A 22,234-nucleotide genomic window follows, 5' to 3' on the forward strand; every position below is an offset into this window, starting at 1 on the left:
TAATATGTCACCTATATCTTATAGGAAACACGTTGTCTAGGTGTTTTTTCTTTGTCTCATCAAATGGGGTCAGACCATCAAAAAAAAGATACCTATTCAGGTATCTTTTAAAGAAACATATTCAACACAAGGGCAAAACCGAATGCAATAAATGATAACAATGTTTCCAGCACCGTCCACGTTTTAAACGTTTCCTTCACCGTCAAACCTAAATACTCTTTTACAAGCCAGAAGCCTGCATCATTTACGTGAGAAAACATTAGTGAACCTGCACCGGTTGCTATAACGAGCAATTCTAAATTTACACCAGACATGTGCTGAATAACTGGTGAAACAATTCCTGCTGCTGTCGTTAATGCTACTGTAGCTGATCCGGTCGCTATTCGAATTAATCCAGCTACCATGAAAGCTAAGACGATTGGTGATAACGATATATGTTCTGCCATTTGCGCAATCGCCGTTCCAACTCCACTTTCAATTAATATTTGTTTAAACCCACCACCTGCACCAATTATTAAAATAATTGAGCCTACAGGTAGTAAACTTTCATCTGTTAATTTTTTTATCATCTTTTTATTAATTCCTTGTTTGATGCCAAGTAAATAAAATGCTGCAAAACATGAAATAAGTAAAGCGATTACTGGACTTCCTATAAAGACTAAAAATTCAGTTATTTTTATTGGTAAAGAAACATACGGTGCAACTACTGATAAAATCATTAACACAACTGGCAGTAAAATAATAAAAAACGAAACTTTACGACTTGGTAAATCGGTTGATACAGTCGTAACTCGAACAAGCTCCGGTTCATTTTCAGGTATAACCCTCTTATGTACCCACTTCGCAAATATCGGCCCTGCGATGATGGCTGTTGGTAACGCGATAATTAATGAATATAAAAGTACTTTTCCTAAGTTCGCATTATAAATCCCGATTGCAGTCATCGCACCTGGATGCGGAGGCACTAGCCCATGCACAATCGATAATCCAGCAATAACAGGTAACGCAATTAACAATATATTTTGCTTCGTCGTTTTTCGAATGGAAATAACAAGTGGTAATAAAATGACGATCCCCACTTCAAAAAAGACTGGAATCCCTATAACAAACCCTGCAAATAACATTGCCCAAGGTAATTTTTTTACGCCGAAAAATCGAATAAAGAAATCTGCAACTTGCATGCCTGCCCCTGAATCAGACATCATTTTCCCTAAGATAGTTCCAAGTGCCAAAATGCCAACTAAATGCCCTAGTACACTACCAACACCAGTTTCATAGGCAGTCACTATTTTCGTTAAGTTCAGTCCAGACATGATAGCTAAAAACAAACTAGCAACTGTTAAACTAATAAATGCATGCCATTTCCACCATGATACCCCTAAAATGACAATTGCGATCGCAAGTAACGTGACGATTAATAAGTATATATCCATCTCTCATTCCCCTTACTTTTATAAAAAAAGAGGGAAAATCCCCTCTTTTTTATACGTCATAATTCACTACATAATGCTGCATTTCTGTATTGTAGTAGCCTTCGCTATATTCAATTACTTCGCCAACTTCATCGTAAGAATAGCGCATACGTTTTAATAACGCTGTCCCCTCTTTTTCACCTAACGATTCTGCAACGAAACTGGGCGCAAGTCCAACTGCGAATTCATCTCTGAAGTTTTCTAAATGTATACCTCGGTCTTCGACTAAATCATAAAGTGATTGTAAATCAAAGTCCGATAAGTCTGTACTTGCCATTTTCGCTGAGAAATAGTGCGTATAATGAATATATGGTGCATCATTTAACGTATATAAACGTTCAATACGAAAACTCTCTTTACCGAATAAGCGAAATGGCACTGTTCCTTCTTCATTATGAACGACTTCTGCCTTTAGCAATTTCTTTTGTACTTTATATCCTTCTTCCACTAACACTTCAGTAAATTTCTTACCCTTTGACAGTTTTGTCGCAGAAGTATTACGGATGACTTTCGTTCCTTTACCGCTCTTCTTTTCCAAATATCCTTCTTGAGCGAGTTCTTTAATCGCATTACGTACTGTAATTTTACTCACTTTGAACTCTTCCTCTAATTGTGGTTCTGAAGGAATATTCGTATGAATCGCATATACACCATGCAATATTCGATCACGAATAATATTTTTTATTTGTAAATATAATGGTCCTTTTTTTCTCGTTACGTTCACCGTTACACCCACTACCTTTCTACATCACCTACTGATGCCATCATTGCCCGAAGTATATCCTTCTCTGATGACATTGGCGTATCACCGACGATTGTATGTGCAAGCATGCCAGCTGCTGACGCAAATGAAACAGCTTTCTCTGGTGCAAACTCTTCTATCTCGCCATGAATAATCCCGCTCGTATAAGCATCTCCAGCACCTATTCTATCATATACAGAAAACGTAAGTGTTTTTGCAAAAGTGAACGTTCCATCTTTACATATAAACCCGCGCAGTGAATGTGTATTATCACCGTTAATAGAGCGATGTGTACCAGCAATTGTAGCAATATGATACGTTTCAGCTACCTTTGGAATAAGATCAACAAGTTGCGCCTCTCGCTCCGTTTCTTCTGTTTTCATTCCTAAAACAAACATCGCATCTTTTTCGTTCATCATAACGATATCAGCAAGTCCTAGCATTTCTTCATAATGCGGTTTTGCCTGTTCATATCCGTCTTCTCCCCAAAGTGATGGACGATAATTGCAATCAAAAACGACGGCTCCTCCGTTTTCTTTAACTGCTCTCGCTAAAGACTTCATATGATGGCGCACCGTATCATTCATCGCAAGCGTAATACCGCAAAAATGAACGATATCAATCTCCTTAGCAATTTCTTCAAATTGGTACATCTCTTCAGATGCCGTATTGAAACTACTTTCTAATCGATTCGAATATGTAACTCGGCTTGCACGTGCTCCAAATCCATTTTCCAAAAAGTACATGCCGACATATTTGCCGCCCCTTGAAACAAGCGGGGTTTGCACACCTAACTTTTGAATGTATGATAATGCCGCATCTCCAACCGGATTTTCCGGTAAAGTTGAGATAAGAAGTCCTTCATGCCCTAGATGAGAAAGCGCCGCTGCAACATTCACACCTGTACCAGAAAATGAGTAATTTAATGTGTTTGCTTGCGACAATAATTCATATCCTGGCACTTGTAGGCGCATCATTACTTCACCGAATGCTGCAATTTTCTTACGCATATTGATCAACTAACTTCTTCACGACTGCTAATAATTCACGCACATCTTCTACTTTCGTGTTACCAGTTTCTTTATCAATAATAGAAGAGTACACGTGCGGGATAACTTGCTCTACATTTGCCTCAAGCGCAATACGTACAATTGTTTCGAAGTTTTCTTTATCAATTCCGCCTGTTGGCTCTAATGCAAATCCTTCTTCCGCACAAGCTTTCGCAACTACGCGATATTCTTCTTCATGAGCTAGCCCTTTCATCGGGAAGTACTTCAATGAATTTCCGCCCATATCACGTACAAGTGCGATCGCTGTTTTAATTGGAACGATTGCTTTTTCTTCTCCAGCCGCACTAATTGGGCCAGTAGAAATATTTACGTAACCTACTTTTCCTGTTGGCGATACTAAACTATTAATCCAGCTATCTTTTTTGCCAAGATTTGCACGTGTCGCTCCGACTGAAGGGAACACTTGGTTAATATGGCTACCAGGATAATGCTTCGCAATTTCAGCTACAACTGCCGCTTGGCGATTATCTCCTGCTCCTAGTCCGATTGATACAGCATCCTCAATTTCTTTTCCGTATGCTTTCATCGCCGTAACTGCTTCTTCTACAGTCGGATAGTCTTTTGATAGCACACCGACTACTACATAACCTTCTGCTGCTTCAAAAATATCTTTCGCATTTTCTATATTGTTTGCCAATACATTTAATGCTACGCGGCCTTTATAAAAACGTTTTTGAATGTTTGTCATTTTAGTTTCCCCCTACAATTTCTCTCAATTTTTCTTCAATTACATGTATGTCATCACCTTGAAGTGGACGTGGATCAATATCAAAGAATCCTTGTCTTACTCCGTAATCACGTGTATAAATTGCGATTTCCCCTTCGCGTAATGCTGTCACAACATCTTTTGCTGATTTATTTAATTGTGTCTCGTTAATATGAATACGAGCTCTAAAGATTGCTCTTCCGGCTTCATCTTGAACGATCGTTACATTTACGCCGTTTAATTCTTTTAGCGGCATAAGTACTTGTAACAATTCTTTTTCTTGCTCGCTCTTATCTTCTTTTACCCCGTACTCATCAAGCGCTTGAAGTAAGCCAAATGTTGTTTCTTTCCCAACCTTCATACTTCTTCCGATGCAATGTAATTGCACTTTTAGCCACTCAATATACTTTCTTTTACCGCCCACAATACCAGAAGTAGGCCCTTCAATCGCCTTTGAACCACTATAAATGGCAAGGTCTGAATACTTCACATATTTTTGAATGTCTTCTTCAGCTGCCGCATCGACGATAAGCGGGATGTTATTTCGCTGCGCAACTTCCCATGCTTCTTCAACAGAAATCATATTTTTTTGTACTGCATGATGGGATTTCACATAAAGAATCGCCGCTGTATTTTCACCAATCGCATCTTCAATATGCTCTGCTTTCCCTTCATTTGCATAGCCAACTTCTACAAGTTTACCGCCGCCTAAGTAAATCATCGTTTCAACAGGGGCACCGTATTGAACGTTATGACCCTTTAACATAATCACTTCGTTTTTCGCGATTACTTCTTGATGAAGTCTTTCACTTTTACGGCGATTTCCTTCTGTAACGATACCAGCGATAGAAAGCGCAATTCCACTCGATGCTGAATTCACAACAACTGCTGCCTCTGACTCTAGAATTCTCGCAATATGGTCTCCTGCTTTATCTACTAAATCAGCAATTTCCACATAATTTTGTCCACCATGTTTCATTGCATCCATAACTGTATTTGCCGGAGCGGATACACCTAAAATACTCATTCTACCGCTCGCATTAATCACTCTTTTTAATCCATACTTAGCATTCAATGAATGACCCATTGATTACAACCCCTTTCGTATCAATCCTTCTTTCAGCAATGCGCTGATCCCCTTCTGAATCAATTAACGTAACCTTCTCATCTTTCACCGTAAATAAAGTTAAATTTGCAATATCGCCTTCTTGAATGCGGCCAAGCTCAGGTTTCTTAAGCCACTCTGCTGCATGTTTCGTAACCGCATCAATCACTTCTTCTAGCGGATAACCTAAGTAAAGGAATTTCGAAAGAACGTGAGCCATACTATACACTGGACCGTGTATACGGTTCTTCCGGTAAATATCTGTACTAATTGTATTAAGCGCAATACCGTAACGCTTCGCCGCTTCTGCTACTTTAAAAGAAAAACTAGCATTACCATGACCAACATCTAAATGTACGCCGCGATTCACTGCATCTAGTAACACAGGTAGCAGTTTGCCTTCTTCATCAAATAAATTATTTTCTTTCCCGTTTAAATAATGTGTAATGACATCATCTTTTTCTAAAAGAGGTACAACTTCCTCAATGCGAGGAGGCGCTGAACCGATATGTACCATAATTGGCAATGATGTTTCACGGGATAAATCACGCGCTATATGAAGTGGTTCAATTCCACTATCACAAACGACACTTTTACTCATTCTCGCCTTTAACCCAACGATTACATCTTTATACTTTTCTACTGCTTCTATTACTTTCTCTTTATCTATCCATTCCATATTGGATAATTCATCAATTCGTTTTAAACCGATGCGAGAAATATTTAAAAAGGCAAATAAATTCGTTTTTGCCTGCTCTCTACTTTTTACTAAATCTGCAATGCGATCAGCACCGCAGCTACCTGCATCAACAATTGTCGTTACCCCTTGCTTAACGCCAATTTCGTCCACCTCATCGCCATACGGATCAAACTCTGGAAAAGCATGAACGTGCAAATCAATCCAGCCACTTGATACGTAAGTACCTGAGTAATCAAGAACCTTTCCACCCTCACCAGCACCAGCTTTCGTCACCTGTGCGATTTTATTATTTTCAATTACAATGTCAATCTCTTCCCCGTTCACACGTTTCACATTACGTAGTACGAATCGTTCTGTCATTGTATTTCCACCCTTTTCTATAAGAAGCCATAAGAATACGCTTACATTAAAATTTCATTTTTCTTTATCTCTTTCACACATTTAGAGTAGCACAAAAAAAGGGAGAAGTAAATATAACGTTATAATGTTTAAAAGTAAATAAAAAGATGCTCCTCAAAATGCTGATAGTACAGGAAATTATATCAACGATTTTTCGAATATATCTATCATAACTTACAATATATCAACGATTTTTCAATTATATCTATCGTAACTCAAAATATATCAACGATTCGACAAGGAATATCGATTTACCGACAAAAAACGCCAATCCCTTTCTTATATACGAAAAGGCTGCTCCAAAACGGAACAACCTCTTTATCTATTCCTGAACCGTCACAATAACCCCATCCATATTGTTCCCCGAAATTTCATACTGCTTATTTACTGGGACATTTACGTTCATATTCTCTGAAACTTTATAATAAGAAACCGTATATTTCTTGCCTTCCACCTCAGTTGAAATTTCTTTTTCCTCTTTTAAGAACTCTAAATATTCCTCTAGCGTAAAATTCTTTTTTTGCATAATTGCGCTATGAGGTAAACCGACGTAACGTATATGCCATGGCTCATATTGAATGCCTGTAATGTTACTTTTATTTTTCGGGTAGCGTAATACAAAGCCATGCTTCCATACGTTCTCTTCCACCCACTTACCTTCAGGAGCCCTCTCCATTTTCTTTTGAGTAGACCCAACATCGAGTGATAATCCTAAATTATGCTCACTGTATCCTGCTGGGAGTGCATAATCTGATCCCATTTCTTTATATAATTTACTTTGTTCTTGAAAATCTCGGTACCCGCTACTCATTAGGAAATGCTGTACTCCATCTTTTCCAGCCGCATCGACAACGTTCAAAAACTTTTTTACAACACCCTTTGATAAGCGAAGGTTTCTATCAAATATTACATAACCTCTTACTAATTCACTATTATGATTTACATTTATAATATCAGACCTAATACTATCTTTCTTTACTGGGTAATCTTTATTAACTAATAGTAGATCCCCTTTATAAATTTGTTCTTTTGTAACCTCTACCTTTTCCATACTTGCAGTCTTTACTGCACTATTTTCCCCGCCGATTTTCACATCAATTTCCTTTTGAAATAACGGTGATATGTAAACGCCTACACAGATTGTGCATGCTATAAAAAAAGAAATAAATACCCACTTTTTCATTTCTAGTTCCTCCTTAACGTAACTTACGTATAGAATAGAAAAAACTATTAAAATAAAAAGTGGGGTAAAGTTTAAATTTTTATTAAATTGTTACGTTCTCGTCTTTTGGCAATCTCACTTCAAATAGCGTTCTAACTACATTACTTTCAGCAGAAATCGTACCATTATGCTGCTCGACAATATTTTTTGCAATAAATAGTCCAAGGCCTGTCCCGCCACGGTTCTCGGTTCTCGCTTTATCACCTGTATAAAACATATCAAATAGATACGGTAAATCTTCTTCTGGAATGCTATCTCCGTAATTCATAACTTGCACGACAACTTCTCCATTATCGACATACCCATTCATATCAACAAATTGTCCATCATATCCGTATCGAACAGCATTTGTTAACAAGTTTTCAAATACTCTAGCTAACAATTTTCCATCACCGTGCATCGGTAAATGAGCATCAACATGCAATCTAGCTTCTAAATGATGTTTCTCTAATAACGGATATAATTCCTCTTCTAACTGTATAAGCAACTCACTTATATCAATAGGCTTTTTATCCAGCTTTAGCATGCCATAATTCATACATGTAATTTCAAATAGCTCATCAATTAAACTTTCCAGCCTTTGTGATTTCGTATATGCAATCGTGGAAAAATGTTTAATTTGTTCCTTCGTCAAATTCTCATCTTTAAGAATTAAATCTAAATATCCTAACACGGATGTTAATGGCGTTCTTAAATCATGAGCTAAATTCACAACGAGCTGATCTTTACTACTTTCAGCAAAGTCGCCTCTTTCCACAGCTTCTTTTAACTTTTCACTCGCAACATTTATTTCGCGCGCGATATTTCCAAACTCATCATTTGATGAAACTTGAACTTTATTTGTAAAGTTACCGTTCGCAAGATGATGAATCCCATTAGAAATTTCATCAAAGTATTTTAAATACGGTTTTGTCAAAAAGAAGAAAAAGATAATAGATAACGGAATAAAGAAAATTAAAAAGAAGTTAATGTCTCCAAATTCCCTTACCATTGATCGAAATTGCGCTAAAGGCTCTTCGTAGCGAACCATCTTTTTATAATACAGCTGCAATCCTTTATAAATTATATAAGTTACAGTTGCTGCAAGCACCATACTTAACGCAAATAAGGCAATCATTTTAAAACGAAAGCTTTTCATCATGTTAGCCATTGAAAGTATAACCTACCCCCCACACTGTTTTTATTAATTTATCCTTTCTTTTATCTTCCCCAAGCTTTTTCCGTAACGTACGAATATGTACCATAACTGTATTTCCACCTTCATAATAATCATCTGCCCATACTTGCTGAAAAATATTTTCCACATTGTACACTTTCTTCGGATGACTCGCTAATAAATATAAAATGTCAAATTCTTTCGGTGTTAACTCAATTTGCTCTCCATATACATTTACCGTTCGGCGCTCAGGATCAATAATGACTCCGCCAATCTCTAAAGCAGACTTACTTTCCGCTACTTTCGGTTGATTTAACGTAAAAAACCTACGCAGTTGTGCATTTACACGTGCAACTAGTTCTATTGGTGTGAAAGGCTTCGTCATATAATCATCCGCACCTAGTACAAGACCTGTCACCTTATCGAAGTCAGATGTTTTCGCGCTTAAGAAAATAATCGGCATATGATATTTGGCGCGAATCTGTCTCGTCACTTCATATCCATCCATTTTCGGCATCATAATATCTAAAACCACTAAGTCAATTGGCTGCGTTTTAATAATATGCACCGCTTCTTCTCCATCGGCTGCTTTCACAACATGATACCCTTCTTTTTTTAAATGTATCTCAATTAAATCAGCAATTTCTGCCTCATCATCAGCTATCAAAATTGAAATGCGCTTCATCTTACTCCCCCTTTATACGCTCGATTTTAAACTAGTCTATCCAATTTGTACAATACAAAAAAGGCTACCCGTTTGAGTAGCCTTAGTAAATGAAATTATATCGACCATAACTTGAATTATATCGGCGATTTTCCAATTATATCGACCGTAACTCGAATTATATCAGCGATTATTGAAATATATCGACTTACCGACAATTAACGACAAAACCCTCTCGCTATTTGCGGACAGCCTAACGAAACTTCCATTTACCGCTCAAACACAATCCGCTGCTTCGTGATTTCATCCAGTCTCCCACGATCTACTTCATACTCAGCTTCAACACTTTGCGGTACAATCACTTTCCCGCCCTTAAGCATCACTTCCGGCGAAATAATATCCTGCTCCCAATGTCGACTAGAAGCGGATATATCACCAGGAATCGTAAAGTTCGGCAATGAAGCAAGCGCAACGTTTTGTGCTCGTGATATCCCCATCTCTACCATACCACCGCACCAAACGGGTATGTTATGCTCCATGCAATAATTATGGATTTGAATAGATTCTGTTAATCCGCCCACTCGCCCTGGTTTAATGTTAACGATGCGGCAACTACCAAGCGTAATCGCAACGCGCGCGTCTTCTAAACTATGGATGCTTTCGTCTAAACAAATCGGCGTTTCAATTTTCTTTTGCAGCTGTGCATGATCAAGAAAATCGTAATCCGCTAGCGGTTGTTCAATCATCAGCAATTGAAATTCATCTAGTCGTTTCAGTCTCTCCGTATCCGCTAATGTATAGGCTGAATTTGCATCAGCCATTAACGGGATATTCGGAAACTCTTTACGAATTTCTTTCAATAATTCGTAATCATGCTCTGGCTTTATTTTCACTTTAAAACGCTCGTATCCTTCTTCCGCGTACTTCTCGATTTGTTTTAGCATAACCGGAATCGTATTGATCCCGATTACAACGCCGACCTCAATTTCAGACTTCGTTCCGCCAAGCAATGTCGCTAGCGGTTTCTTTTGACGCGTCGCATATAAATCCCAAACAGCCCCTTCTATTCCGGCCTTTGCCATTCGGTTTCTCTTTATATGCTGGAACAAACTCGGCACTTCATTCGGATGAGAAATTTCAGTTTCCAATAAATCCGGTATTAAAAAATCCTGAAGTACATGCAGTGCTGTCTTCACCGTTTCTTCCGTATACCACGGTTCAGAAAAAGCAACGACTTCACCAAAACCAACGTATCCATCTTTATCTTCTAATTCAACGACGATACTCTCACGCCTTTCGTAAGTTCCGTAGCTTGCAGCAAACGGGATTACGAGTGGCATTTCCGTTATATAAAGTGTCACTTTTTTTATCTCCACCTACATCTCCTCCACTAATTGTCTTAACTCTCGTCTTAACAATTTTTTCGAAGCGTTTCGTGGTAATTCCTCTAAGAAACACACTTTCTTCGGCACTTTATATTTCGCTAATTTCTCCTCGCAAAAATGAAGAATTTCTTCTTCTGTTACCTCTCCGCTTTTTACAACAAAAGCAGCTGGCACTTGTCCCCAACTTTCGTCAGCCATACCGACAACACCGCCTTCTGCTACTGCAGGATGAGATAGTAACACTTCTTCAATTTGAGCTGGATATATATTTTCTCCCCCAGAAATAATTAAATCACTGCGGCGGTCTAATACGTATAAAAATCCTTCTTCATCTAAATAACCGAGGTCACCAGTATAAAGCCAGCCATTTTGAATTGTTTCACGCGTCGCATCTTCACGGTTAAAATAGCCACCTGTTACGTTCGGTCCTTTTACAACAATTTCTCCTTCAGCATGTGGAGGCACTACTACGCCGTCTTTTTCAATACGAAGCTGACATTGGAATAGTGGTTTTCCAGCTGATCCTACTTTCGTTAACATGTAATCTGCTGATAACGTACAAATTTGCGAAGACGTTTCTGTCATACCGTACGTTTGATACACAGGAATTCCTTTTTCTACACACGTTTCTAATAACGATTTCGGCGCTGGCCCTCCGCCTAGTAACATGCATCGTAAAGAAGAGGGATATGTCTCTTCTCCAAGTCGCTCTAAAAGATCTGTTAACATTTTAGAAACGACAGAAATAATCGTAACGCCTCTCGTTTGAAGTGCTTCATGAATAAAATTAGCATCATATTTCGGAACGAGTAAAATGCGCATACCGTACATAATATTTTTCATTAACAGAGATAGCCCGCCAACGTGGAACATCGGCATACAAGCTAACCAGCAATCATCATCACAAAGCCCTAAATTAAGCGAAGAACCGACTGCGCTTGCCCAATGATTACCGTACGTTAAAATAACGCCTTTCGGCTTCCCTGTCGTCCCAGACGTATAAATAATTGTCATCGCTTCTTCTAAAGAGAATTCTTCCTGTATAGATGCTTCTGCCTTCGATCCATTCATCACTTCAGCAAATGAATATACAGGAACATCTGTAGTCTCAAAATCTTGATCCGTCACTAAACAAACAACTTCAGCATCATCCATTTGCCAAAGTAGCTCTTCTCTTGAAAGACGCGTATTTAAAAGTACAGCTACTGCACCTACGTAAGATAGGGCGTGAATAACTGTAATCATCTCCATACCATTTTTCATCAGAACAGCCACCTTTTGTCCACGCTTCACTCCAACATGCGTGAGACGTTCACAAACAGATACTACTTTTTCATGCAGCTGCATAAAAGTAACCTTTTCATCCTCTATTTCAATTGCAGTGCGATCTGGTGTTAAAAATGCACGTTGCTTTAACCAATTTGGCATAGTTTCCATCATACATTCTCCTTTCCTGAAAGAAAGAGACTTGATATGACATCAAGTCTCTTAGTTGTTTTGTTTCCGGTTGATTCCATCTAGCTACAGCGGCTAGAACAGTCGGTCGTTTCACGCCTTCCTACGCCCTCTTGTTCTAAGCAAGCCGCTTTCGCTTTTGGTTTGATCACGGGAAACGAGGGAATTGACCGAAGTCCGGACTGCGTTTTTCTTTGAATGCGTCGCGACCTTCTTTTGCTTCGTCAGTTGTGTAGTACAATAACGTTGCATCTCCAGCTAGTTGTTGAATACCAGCTAGACCGTCTGTGTCTGCGTTGAATGCAGCTTTTAGGAAACGAAGTGCCATTGGGCTGTTTGCTAAAATTTCTTGTGCCCATTGTACTGTTTCTGCTTCAAGCTCTTCTAATGGTACTACTGTGTTTACTAAGCCCATATCAAGTGCTTCCCCAGCACTATATTGACGACATAAGTACCAAATTTCGCGAGCTTTCTTGTGGCCTACCATACGAGCTAAATAACCAGCTCCGTATCCACCGTCAAAGCTTCCTACTTTAGGGCCTGTTTGTCCGAATACAGCGTTGTCTGCAGCGATTGTTAAGTCACATACGATATGAAGTACGTGTCCACCACCGATTGCATAACCTGCTACCATTGCGATAACTGGTTTAGGAATTGCGCGAATTAGACGTTGTAAGTCTAATACATTTAAACGTGGGATTTGGTCGTCACCTACATATCCGCCATGACCGCGAACTTTTTGGTCGCCACCAGAACAGAATGCACGTCCACCTTCACCTGTTAAAATGATAACGCCAACATTTGCATCATCACGAGCTTGTGCAAATGCATCGATTAACTCCATTACCGTTTTAGGACGGAATGCGTTATGTACTTCAGGGCGGTTAATCGAAATCTTTGCGATACCATTGTATGTTGAATAAATAATATCTTCGTAATTGCCTTCTTTTACCCATTCAATAGCCATTACAACTACCTCCTTGTATATTTCTGATCTCCTCTATAAGTGTAACTTCATTCTTAACTGAAAAAAGCATCACTGCATAGTTTTTAGAAATCCCTTTACTATTGTATCAAACTTTTCCGGTTGTTCCACATGAATTGCATGGCCAGCACCATCAATTTTGACAAATTTCGCGTCAGAGACGCATTTTTCGATATTTTTTAATATGCGAAAGAACTTTTCATCATGCTCACCGTTCATTAAAAGAACAGGCATTTTTAAGTTATGTAGCTCATTCCACCATGAAGGCTGAGCCCCTGTTCCCATGCCTCGCAAGCTATTTGCGAGCCCTTTTGGATTGTTAGCAAGCCTTTCTTTTCGCACTGCTTCTTGTACCTTTTCTGCTAAACGTTTTTGCGTTTCGAACAGCGGAATATTTTCCCACATCGATATAAAGCTTCGGGTGCCTTCTCGCTCAATTTTATGAGCAAGTCGCTCATCTTTTTCACGACGTTCTTTTCTAGCCTCTTCACTTTCAAGCCCAGCTGTACAATTTTCTAATAAAAGAGAACGTACATATTCTGGATATAGGCATGCCATCGTAATCGCCAGCCTACCGCCCATTGAATAGCCGAGTATGTGCGCTTTTTCAATATGAAGGTAATCTAGCAGCTCTTTCATTTGTAATGCCGCATTTTGAATATCATAATGCGGCACAGCTTCAGGACTTTCCGTTTTTCCGTGCCCAACAATGTCTACTAAAATGACTTGAAATTTCTCGCTCCAAGAAGGAACGAAAGAACGCCACGTTTCCATGCTTCCCGTAAAACCATGAAGAAGTAGAAGTGGTTCACCGCTTCCGACTACTTCATATTCATACGATACACCTTGCAGCGTTACTTTCATCGTGATTCACCTTGTAAAGATGTAGTAATTACGTCCATCGTTTTTGCCCATAATGTACGGTGCAATGTTAAGTTCTCATCACGATTCGTACAAATTTCCACAACGTGTAAACCTTCCGCCCTTGTTCCCTTTTGTACCTCTTCTCGGAATTGCTCCCAACCATTTACACGGCTAAATGAACCACCGTACATTTTAACAACGTGTTCATAATCAAGCCCAATCGGTGTTCCAAATAATGATTCAAAATGTTCCTTTTTCTCATACTGTGGTAAGAATGAGAAAATACCCCCGCCATCATTATTTACAACGACAATTGTTATGTTTAATTCATGTAATTTCGCTGCTAACAGTCCATTTAAATCGTGATAAAATGATAAATCACCAATCACTAATACGAGCGGATCGCAAATAATGCTCGCGCCTAAAGCTGTTGAAATGATTCCATCGATACCATTTACACCGCGATTTGCCATCACCTGAATGTTTTTATTTGATGTGAAGAAGAATGAATCTGTATCACGAATTGGCATACTATTACTCGCAAATAACGTTGCCCCATCTGGTAATACGCGTACAATATCCGTAATAACCTTTCCTTCAAATGCCGTTTCATATGTTTCCATTTCACGAAGCGTTTCCTTCGTTATTTCGTTTATATGTTGCCACATTCCGAACCAATCATTCTTTTTCATAGCTGGCATTTTTTCTATTAATGCACTACAAAATGCAATATCATTTGCCTGTACAACTTCTGTCGCAACAAGAGCTGGATCTCTCCATTGTCCGGATTCGTCGACAACGATATGAACGGCTTTCGTCTGTTTTTTAATAAACTGCGTTAATGCTTTCGAAACAGGCATACCACCAAAGCGAATCATAACTTCTGGCTTCCACGTTTCTTTTAACAACTCATTTCGTAAAAATGTATCGTAACAGTCGATTACCATCGTTTTATCGTGATTTCCGCTACGAATGTTAGAAAGTGGATCCGCTAATATTGGATATCCTGTTTTTTCAGCTAATTGTGCTGCAAACGCTGCGATTTCTGAATGACTATCATCTCCACAAATAATAAGCCCCTTTTCCATATGTGAAAGGCGCCTTACAAGAGAATCTACATATTCACTCGGCATCACCGCGTTCCCTTGCTGAACTACTCCTGTATATTCCCCGCGTCCTTTATCCCATAAACTTTCTAATGAAAAGTCCGGGATAAGCGGTTCACGCACTGGAAAATTAAGATGAACAGGTCCTTGCGGCGTTAAAAGTGCGCTTGCTATCATGCGCTGCGTCGTCATGCGAGCATAATGATACATCGCCTCACTCGCTTCTGGAATTGCCATCTCTGTAAATTGCTTCACAAACGTACCGTATAAATTAATTTGATTCATCGCTTGTGGCGCACCGACATCTCTTAATTCATGCGGTCTATCTGCCGTTAAGACGATAAGCGGCACTCGTGAATGAAAAGCTTCACATACAGCTGGGTAATAGTTCGCCGCTGCCGTTCCTGACGTACATAATAATGCAACAGGACGTTTTTTTGCTTTTGCGATACCAAGCGCAAAAAATCCTGCTGATCTTTCATCTACGTGTAAATATGTGTTCATTCCTTCATGTTGTTCCATTAGTAAAGCAATCGGCGTTGACCGTGAGCCTGGACTAATGACAACATCACATACATTTAGACGCGTCAGTTCATCCACGAACGCGCCTAAATAATATGATAATGCTTCTATATGATTGTTCATTTCATTAATTCCTCCAAAGCACCAAGCATCGGTCTAAACTTCAAACTTGTTTCTTCATATTCAAGTTGCGGTACAGAATCAATTACAATCCCACAACCGGCAAATAAGGATGCTTTCTCGCCATTTAATAATCCGCAGCGAAGCGCAACCGCAAATTCACCATTTCCTTCATCATCTATCCACCCAATCGGTGCACCGTACAATCCTCTGTCTAACAATTCCACATCACGAATGAGCTTCATCGCTTCCAAACGAGGTGTCCCGCCAAGAGCTGGTGTTGGATGTAATTCTTCTACCATTGTTAAAAGACTCACATCACCTTTTGCTTCTACAGGCGTATATAAATGAATTAAGTTTTTTGTTGTTAATAAACCCGGACTTTCCGGAATATTAACGACGTTGCAATGCTCATTTAATACACCGCGAATCATGTTCACTACATAACCATGTTCAGCTAAATTCTTTTCATCATGAAGAAGCGCATTACCATTTTGTTTACTTTCTTCTATAGAATGACCATGACCGATTGAACCAGCAAGACACATCGACGTAAACTTCTCATCTTCTTTGCGAATTAATCTCTCTGGCGTCGCTCCTAGGAAACATGCTCCTTTATAATCAAAAGAAAATACGTAACAATCCGGTTGCCCAATGCGAAGCGCTTCTAAAACAAGAGCAGAATCAATAGAATGATTCACCTCTACTTTTAACTCCCTCGCTAATACAACCTTCTGCACGTTACCCTGCTTCATCTCATCTTGCACTTTCTCAATTGCTTTCATCCAGCCTTTCGGATCAACTTCTACTTTAGAAGTAACAATTAATTTCGATCCTTCTAGCGCACATTTACTCTCCCCCAAAATTTTCTCTTCTAAAGAAATCATTTCGTTATAAAGAGTTTCTGCACAATCTGTTTCTGAAACAAATGTATTCATCGTTAACCACGCTTTTTCATTTTTTACAGTTAATAAAAATGCGGGTAGTGAAAATGTTGTATCTTTAAATTCTTTCCATAGGTCTGTTTTCTCTTTTTCTGGATCAAATGAAAACCCACCAAATAAAAGAGGACCTGTTCCAAATTCATATTCATCTCTTTGCACAAATGCATTCTCTTTTACTTTCTCCCACTCATCACGAGCAGTTTGAAAGCGCTTATGAGAAGAATTTGCTATAGTGAAAACAGAGCCAATTCCTGCAAATATTACATGCTGAGCTGGGTCTGCAAAATAACATCTATTTTCGAATGAAGTCCTTTTTCCTGCTGCATAAAACAGAAGTGGATCCACCCAGTCTATTTGTTTGACAAAACTAACTAATGTTTTTTCATTCTTTACACGCTTAATGGCCGCACTAAGAACTTCTTGCAAGCCTTTTTGTTTCGTTTGAATCACAATTGTCTCCCCCCTATGGGCGAAAAATAGTCATAATTACGCTTGATTTTAAGATACACCTCAAACGAAAGGCCTGTCAACGTTTAGCATTTCTGAGAAATTCACCTTCTCTTCCTAGAAAATAAACGTTGACACTAAATGATGCTTTTTCTACACTTAATTGTGTACAATATGTGACCTAAGGAGGATTCAACATGGAAATGAACGTCGAAACGAATTCCTCTCCTACGGCGCCAAAGCCAAGTAAACAAACAGGCTGGCGCATTTGGTGGAGTTTACTACGCCCCCATACATTAACAGCAGCTTTCGTTCCTGTTTTCATCGGAACAGCATATGCGATGCAGGTCGGAGGTATAAATCAAATACATCTCCCTCTTTTCCTTATGATGCTTCTTGCTTGTCTTCTCATTCAAGCAGCAACAAACATGTTTAATGAATACTTTGATTATAAAAGAGGACTCGATCACGAAGGTTCAGTCGGTATCGGCGGCGCTATCGTTCGCGATGGCATTCAGCCAAAAATAGTGCTTAACTTAGCATTTGGATTTTTTGGCATCGCAATGCTATTAGGCGTTTATATTTGTATGAATTCTAGCTGGTGGCTTGCTGCAATCGGTCTCGTTTGTATGGCCGTTGCTTACCTTTATACAGGCGGCCCACTTCCAATTGCCTATACACCATTTGGAGAGTTAACAGCAGGATTATTTATGGGTGTCATTATTATCGGGATTTCATTCTTTATTCAAACTGGAACTGTAACATCAGAAGTCATTTTACTATCTATTCCAAGCTCCATTTTAATTGGTGCCATTTTACTAGCTAATAACATCCGTGACTTAGATGGCGATAAAGAAAACGGTCGTAAAACGTTAGCAATTCTCGTTGGACGTGAAAGAGCCGTTGGTGTACTTGCTTCTATGTTCATCGTTTCCTACATTTGGACAATTGCTTTAATTATCGTGGGCATCGTATCACCATGGATGCTGATCGTATTTTTAAGTGCACCGAAAGCATTTAAAGCGACGAAAGGTTTTATCGGCAAAAGCATTCCAATGGAAATGGTACCTGCGATGATTTCAACAGCAAAAACAAATACAATCTTCGGTCTCCTCATGGGAATCGGATTATTACTTGGATATTTCCTTTAAAAGGAGCTGCTAATGCGGCTCCTTTTTCATATACCAATTTCAGCTCATAATTCCTACTCGCAACGCTCATACTATGTAAAGAAACTGAATTGTAGGAAGGTGGATGACAATGTTAACTCCACAACGAGTAAATCAATTTAAATCCGTTTTAGAAAAACAAAAACAAGAACTAGAGCAAACAATACAAACTCATGAAAATGAAAATCGTGCCTCTGAACGCGATTCCGTCGGAGAATTGTCTAGCTATGATAACCATCCAGGTGATATGGCTACAGAGCTATATGAACGTGAAAAAGATTTCGGGCTTATTGAGCTTTGGCATAAACAGCTAGAGGATACGAAACATGCCTTGCAAAAAATAGAAGCAGGTACGTACGGTATTTGTGAAGTGTCTGGCGTGGAAATTCCATTTGAAAGATTAGAAGCAATGCCGACTGCTACAACATGCATACAGCACGCGACAAATAAATTAAATATGGAGACCCGTCCAGTTGAAGAAGAAGTATTGGCTCCTTCTTTCCATAAGCACGATGAAGATCATTCTGTTGAGTACGATGCAGAAGATGCGTGGCAAGATGTCGCAAATTATGGAACGTCTGAAACACCGTCTGATTTAGAAAGACAAGATTCAAAAAATTATAACGGTATGTATGTAAATAGTGAAGAGAATGTTGGATATGTAGAGGATTTCGAAAACTTTATCGGTACAGATATGTATGGAAAAAACCCACAAGTTTTCGCCACAGAAGAACATGAAGAGTATGAACAAATGCTTGATGACTTTGAAGAGCGTACCTTCAAAGGCGAATTATCTTCAAATGAATCTAGTTCCAAAGAGTAAAGTGAAACTTTAATTAGTGTGGGGACCATCCCCCACTAATTATTAGCCCACACCCTTCGGACGTTTACGGGATAAAAAAAAGCATTCCGAAATTCGGAATGCTTTTTATCGCTAGCTAATTAGTTTTTTGTAACGTTAGCTGCTTGTGGTCCGCGGTTTCCTTCAACGATTTCGAAAGAAACTTCTTGACCTTCTTCTAAAGTTTTGAAGCCTTCGCCTTGGATAGCTGAGAAATGTACGAATACGTCTTCTCCGCCTTCAACTTCGATGAAGCCAAAACCTTTTTCGCCGTTAAACCATTTAACTTTACCTGTTTGCATGTCATGTACCTCCTAAATAAAAATGAAACTATGAATCCACATGAAAAGGTGGATATAAAGGACATGAATGTATAACAAGCTTACAGCCTTTAATACAACGTGCTTTATTTCCGTACCACATTATGTAGCTCAATAGTGCTTTCACTATATCACGCTATATGAAAAACGTCAAATGAGAACACTTTCATTCCATCATTTTTTTATAATTTTAATATAATGTTGAATTTCCATCTCCTTATTTTATTTGAAAATTAACAAAACTAGAGTATTCTAATACTATTAAATTCTGTACAATATAAATATATATTACATATGAGGTGAAAAAAATGAAGGCACATGAAATCGAATATAAGTTATACGGTGACGATATGCAGTTCGTTGAAATTGAATTAGATCCAGAAGAGAGTGTTATCGCAGAAGCTGGGGCAATGATGATGATGGAAGACTACATCGAAATGGAGACAATTTTCGGTGATGGTTCTGGACCATCTAACGGTCTATTCGGAAAATTAATGGGGGCTGGTAAGCGTCTTGTTACAGGTGAAAGCATGTTTATGACTGTATTTACAAATACAGGTCACGGCAAACGCCACGTCTCATTTGCTGCTCCTTATCCTGGTAAAATTGTTCCTGTTGATTTAACAGAATATCAAGGGAAAATAGTTTGCCAAAAAGATGCGTTTCTTTGTGCTGCAAAAGGTGTTTCTATCGGAATTGAGTTTACTAAAAAAATAGGAACTGGTTTCTTTGGTGGTGAAGGTTTCATCATGCAGAAACTTGAAGGTGATGGTCTAGCTTTCATGCATGCAGGCGGAACTGTATATAAGCGCGAATTAAAACCCGGCGAGAAACTTCGCATTGATACAGGTTGTCTCGTTGCCATGACAAAAGACGTTAACTATGATATTGAATTTGTAGGAAAAGTAAAAACAGCTCTATTTGGCGGTGAAGGTTTATTCTTCGCAACGCTAGAAGGTCCTGGAACGGTTTGGATTCAGTCCTTAACACTTAGCCGCTTAGCAGCACGCCTTACGAGTCCAGCAGCTCAAAGCACCGGTGAAGGCAGTGTTTTAGGTGGACTTGGTCGTTTATTAGATGGAAAAGAGTAAAAGTGCCCTTATGGGGCGCTTTTTATTTAGGTGGACTACGCTTCCCCTCCCCCCTCATATAACTAAATGTTCCATCCTCATTTTCAAAACCCTCAAAAAGAATGAATCAAGTCCCTCACTGCATATATTTAACCATACCTTTTCTTAAGGAGGGCTTCCTTAATGCGTACTCCTTTATCCTTTGATAAAGACACTGCCATATTGTTAGCTTCTTGTTGTGAGTTAACGTATGAACAATATAAACAAAATGGGATTTTTGAAATACCAGATGGTTTTCAATATGTACAAGGTTTTCAAGGAAAAACCATTCAAATGACAGAATGGTTTGGATTCATATTAGAATCTGAGGATACAATTATTGTAGCTTTTCGGGGCACACAAACAGATACAGACTGGATTATCGATTCACTCGTCAACCAAAAGCCATACCCATATGCTTTAAACAGCGGAAATGTCCATAACGGCTTTCTTTCTATTTATGAATCTTGCCGAGATTCTATTATGGATATGCTCGTATCATTGCCAGCCCATAAAAAACTACTAGCTACCGGACATAGTTTAGGTGGTGCGCTTGCTACATTACACATATTAGATGCACGTATCAATACTGCCTTCGCACAGTATGGCCTTTATACATTCGCTTCTCCAAAAGTAGGAGATATCGCTTTTCGAAATTATTATAAACTACAAGTAGCTAGTAGCTTTCGTTTTGTAAATTTATTCGATGTCGTTCCACTTCTCCCTCCGCGAAACATAAATTTTAATGATCGTGATTGGGAATATGCCCACGTTCATCACAATATGACATTTACAAAAAATACAAAATCTATTACGAATAATCATTCCATGACAACATACAAAACATGTCTGACTTCTCATTTTTAACCAGTAAACAATTGGAAATTATACATTCGTATACTATAATAATATATGAATTTACTTTTGGATGAGGGGACCTTACATGTTAAAGTTTATCTTTGCACTTTTTCTCATTGTAATTTTTTCGGTTACAGGTTTCTTTACATTTTCATACTTTGCGACAGGAGAATATGGTGGAACAGGCATAATCTATACCGCTATCCCATTTCTTTCTTAAGCAAAATAAGTAAACCGAGCTTAGTCTCATTTAGCTCGGTTTACTTTGCGAAGCAATCGTATTCCTGTTTTAAAAGCGAATACACTTTAGAATCACTGTACGTATTATTCATTTTTACATTTTGCCTCAATGTACCTTCATATACCATTTTTAATTTTTGCATCACACGTTCAGAAGCTACATTTCTCACACTACATCTCCCTTCAATACGATTCAAATTTAATTCTTGAAAACCAACTTTTATAACTTGTTCTAACGCTTCAACAATAACTCCTTTCCCCCAATATGTTGGGCTAATTACAGCTCCAATCGATGCACTATTATGTGGCATAAGCCATATTCCACATGTTCCAATTACCTTTTGGTTATCATTCAGCATAATAGACCATATAAGAGCCTTACCATCTCGTATCGTTGTAAACATATTTTCTAATAAACGATGAGTTTCCTCTTTCGTTTTATGTACTTCCCTCGGTACATATGTAGCTGTTTCCGCATTAGAATATACTTCAAATAAATCAGCTGCATGTGCACCGTGTATCTTCGTTAAAATTAACCTATTTGTTTTTAAATCTCCTTGTTCATACATACCCTTCATATGCCATTCACCACACTTCTGTATAATGAGTAAAAGTCCCTTCAAAAGGGACTTT

Annotated in this window: 22 protein-coding genes; 5 read left to right on the top strand and 17 right to left on the bottom strand. The window is 38.6% G+C overall.

Features of this window, described 5'->3' with window-relative positions; genetic code table 11:
- Positions 1-107 precede the first annotated feature (107 nt).
- The 15 genes from gntP to G9F74_RS26590 form a co-directional block, all read right to left on the bottom strand.
- Positions 108-1,433 (bottom strand): gluconate permease GntP, encoded by a 1,326-nt coding sequence (gene gntP / locus G9F74_RS26520; protein ID WP_000356172.1) that lies wholly within the window; start codon positions 1,431-1,433, stop codon positions 108-110.
- A gap of 49 nt (positions 1,434-1,482) precedes the next feature.
- Positions 1,483-2,208 carry a GntR family transcriptional regulator gene (locus G9F74_RS26525; protein WP_000539290.1) on the bottom strand — a complete coding sequence of 242 codons (726 nt, stop codon included), beginning with the start codon at positions 2,206-2,208 and terminating at the stop codon, positions 1,483-1,485.
- Positions 2,208-3,224, bottom strand: coding sequence for a sugar kinase (locus tag G9F74_RS26530; protein ID WP_016109253.1), 1,017 nt, complete (start codon positions 3,222-3,224; stop codon positions 2,208-2,210). Before G9F74_RS26530 ends, G9F74_RS26525 begins: the two co-directional genes overlap by 1 nt.
- Positions 3,217-3,972 carry a 2-dehydro-3-deoxy-phosphogluconate aldolase gene (dagF, locus tag G9F74_RS26535; protein WP_000181928.1) on the bottom strand — a complete coding sequence of 252 codons (756 nt, stop codon included), beginning with the start codon at positions 3,970-3,972 and terminating at the stop codon, positions 3,217-3,219. Before dagF ends, G9F74_RS26530 begins: the two co-directional genes overlap by 8 nt.
- Position 3,973: 1 nt before the next feature.
- Positions 3,974-5,077 carry a DgaE family pyridoxal phosphate-dependent ammonia lyase gene (locus tag G9F74_RS26540; protein ID WP_000510082.1) on the bottom strand — a complete coding sequence of 368 codons (1,104 nt, stop codon included), beginning with the start codon at positions 5,075-5,077 and terminating at the stop codon, positions 3,974-3,976.
- Positions 5,055-6,155 carry an amidohydrolase/deacetylase family metallohydrolase gene (locus G9F74_RS26545; protein ID WP_000139938.1) on the bottom strand — a complete coding sequence of 367 codons (1,101 nt, stop codon included), beginning with the start codon at positions 6,153-6,155 and terminating at the stop codon, positions 5,055-5,057. The genes G9F74_RS26540 and G9F74_RS26545 overlap by 23 nt, the downstream gene beginning before the upstream one ends.
- Before the next feature lie 361 nt (positions 6,156-6,516).
- Positions 6,517-7,377: a D-Ala-D-Ala carboxypeptidase VanY gene (locus G9F74_RS26550; protein WP_000759391.1), complete on the bottom strand. Its 861-nt coding sequence runs from the start codon at positions 7,375-7,377 to the stop codon at positions 6,517-6,519.
- A gap of 82 nt (positions 7,378-7,459) precedes the next feature.
- Positions 7,460-8,566, bottom strand: coding sequence for a HAMP domain-containing sensor histidine kinase (locus G9F74_RS26555; RefSeq protein ID WP_016109254.1), 1,107 nt, complete (start codon positions 8,564-8,566; stop codon positions 7,460-7,462).
- Positions 8,559-9,257: a response regulator transcription factor gene (locus G9F74_RS26560; RefSeq protein ID WP_000822514.1), complete on the bottom strand. Its 699-nt coding sequence runs from the start codon at positions 9,255-9,257 to the stop codon at positions 8,559-8,561. The genes G9F74_RS26555 and G9F74_RS26560 overlap by 8 nt, the downstream gene beginning before the upstream one ends.
- A 248-nt stretch (positions 9,258-9,505) precedes the next feature.
- Positions 9,506-10,612 (bottom strand): o-succinylbenzoate synthase, encoded by a 1,107-nt coding sequence (gene menC, locus G9F74_RS26565; protein WP_000403451.1) that lies wholly within the window; start codon positions 10,610-10,612, stop codon positions 9,506-9,508.
- Positions 10,613-12,058, bottom strand: coding sequence for an o-succinylbenzoate--CoA ligase (locus tag G9F74_RS26570; protein ID WP_000449535.1), 1,446 nt, complete (start codon positions 12,056-12,058; stop codon positions 10,613-10,615).
- A 166-nt stretch (positions 12,059-12,224) separates the two neighbouring features.
- Positions 12,225-13,043 carry a 1,4-dihydroxy-2-naphthoyl-CoA synthase gene (menB, locus tag G9F74_RS26575; protein ID WP_000963882.1) on the bottom strand — a complete coding sequence of 273 codons (819 nt, stop codon included), beginning with the start codon at positions 13,041-13,043 and terminating at the stop codon, positions 12,225-12,227.
- A 69-nt stretch (positions 13,044-13,112) separates the two neighbouring features.
- Positions 13,113-13,925 carry a 2-succinyl-6-hydroxy-2,4-cyclohexadiene-1-carboxylate synthase gene (gene menH / locus G9F74_RS26580; protein ID WP_000869220.1) on the bottom strand — a complete coding sequence of 271 codons (813 nt, stop codon included), beginning with the start codon at positions 13,923-13,925 and terminating at the stop codon, positions 13,113-13,115.
- On the bottom strand, positions 13,922-15,676 hold the full coding sequence (gene menD, locus G9F74_RS26585; protein ID WP_001059232.1) for a 2-succinyl-5-enolpyruvyl-6-hydroxy-3-cyclohexene-1-carboxylic-acid synthase: 1,755 nt from the start codon (positions 15,674-15,676) through the stop codon (positions 13,922-13,924). The genes menH and menD overlap by 4 nt, the downstream gene beginning before the upstream one ends.
- Positions 15,673-17,067, bottom strand: a complete 1,395-nt coding sequence (locus G9F74_RS26590; RefSeq protein WP_000616760.1) for an isochorismate synthase — start codon at positions 17,065-17,067, stop codon at positions 15,673-15,675. Before G9F74_RS26590 ends, menD begins: the two co-directional genes overlap by 4 nt.
- Before the next feature lie 194 nt (positions 17,068-17,261).
- Here G9F74_RS26590 and G9F74_RS26595 point away from each other — a divergent pair, with 194 nt between their 5' ends.
- On the top strand, positions 17,262-18,215 hold the full coding sequence (locus G9F74_RS26595; RefSeq protein WP_016109256.1) for a 1,4-dihydroxy-2-naphthoate polyprenyltransferase: 954 nt from the start codon (positions 17,262-17,264) through the stop codon (positions 18,213-18,215).
- Between the two features lie 109 nt (positions 18,216-18,324).
- On the top strand, positions 18,325-19,056 hold the full coding sequence (locus G9F74_RS26600) for a yteA family sporulation protein (RefSeq protein WP_016109257.1): 732 nt from the start codon (positions 18,325-18,327) through the stop codon (positions 19,054-19,056).
- A 119-nt stretch (positions 19,057-19,175) separates the two neighbouring features.
- Here the strand turns inward: G9F74_RS26600 and cspD are convergent, their stop codons facing one another.
- Positions 19,176-19,376: a cold-shock protein CspD gene (cspD, locus tag G9F74_RS26605; RefSeq protein WP_001193053.1), complete on the bottom strand. Its 201-nt coding sequence runs from the start codon at positions 19,374-19,376 to the stop codon at positions 19,176-19,178.
- 326 nt (positions 19,377-19,702) lie between these two features.
- Between cspD and G9F74_RS26610 the strand changes: the two genes are divergently transcribed.
- The 3 genes from G9F74_RS26610 to G9F74_RS30250 all read left to right on the top strand — a co-directional run bounded on the left by G9F74_RS26610 (position 19,703) and on the right by G9F74_RS30250 (position 21,581).
- Positions 19,703-20,485 (top strand): TIGR00266 family protein, encoded by a 783-nt coding sequence (locus G9F74_RS26610; RefSeq protein ID WP_000643604.1) that lies wholly within the window; start codon positions 19,703-19,705, stop codon positions 20,483-20,485.
- Between the two features lie 162 nt (positions 20,486-20,647).
- On the top strand, positions 20,648-21,370 hold the full coding sequence (locus tag G9F74_RS26615) for a lipase family protein (RefSeq protein WP_001260116.1): 723 nt from the start codon (positions 20,648-20,650) through the stop codon (positions 21,368-21,370).
- Between the two features lie 76 nt (positions 21,371-21,446).
- On the top strand, positions 21,447-21,581 hold the full coding sequence (locus G9F74_RS30250; protein ID WP_000911069.1) for a hypothetical protein: 135 nt from the start codon (positions 21,447-21,449) through the stop codon (positions 21,579-21,581).
- A gap of 40 nt (positions 21,582-21,621) precedes the next feature.
- Here G9F74_RS30250 and G9F74_RS26620 read toward each other — a convergent pair whose 3' ends face one another.
- A complete protein-coding gene (locus G9F74_RS26620) occupies positions 21,622-22,179 on the bottom strand; it encodes a GNAT family N-acetyltransferase (RefSeq protein WP_000677946.1) in 558 nt (185 codons plus the stop codon).
- Positions 22,180-22,234: the final 55 nt, after the last annotated feature.

Source organism: Bacillus sp. EKM202B, assembly GCF_011066025.1.
In the GTDB taxonomy this organism is placed as follows: Bacteria; Bacillota; Bacilli; order Bacillales; family Bacillaceae_G; genus Bacillus_A; species Bacillus_A toyonensis.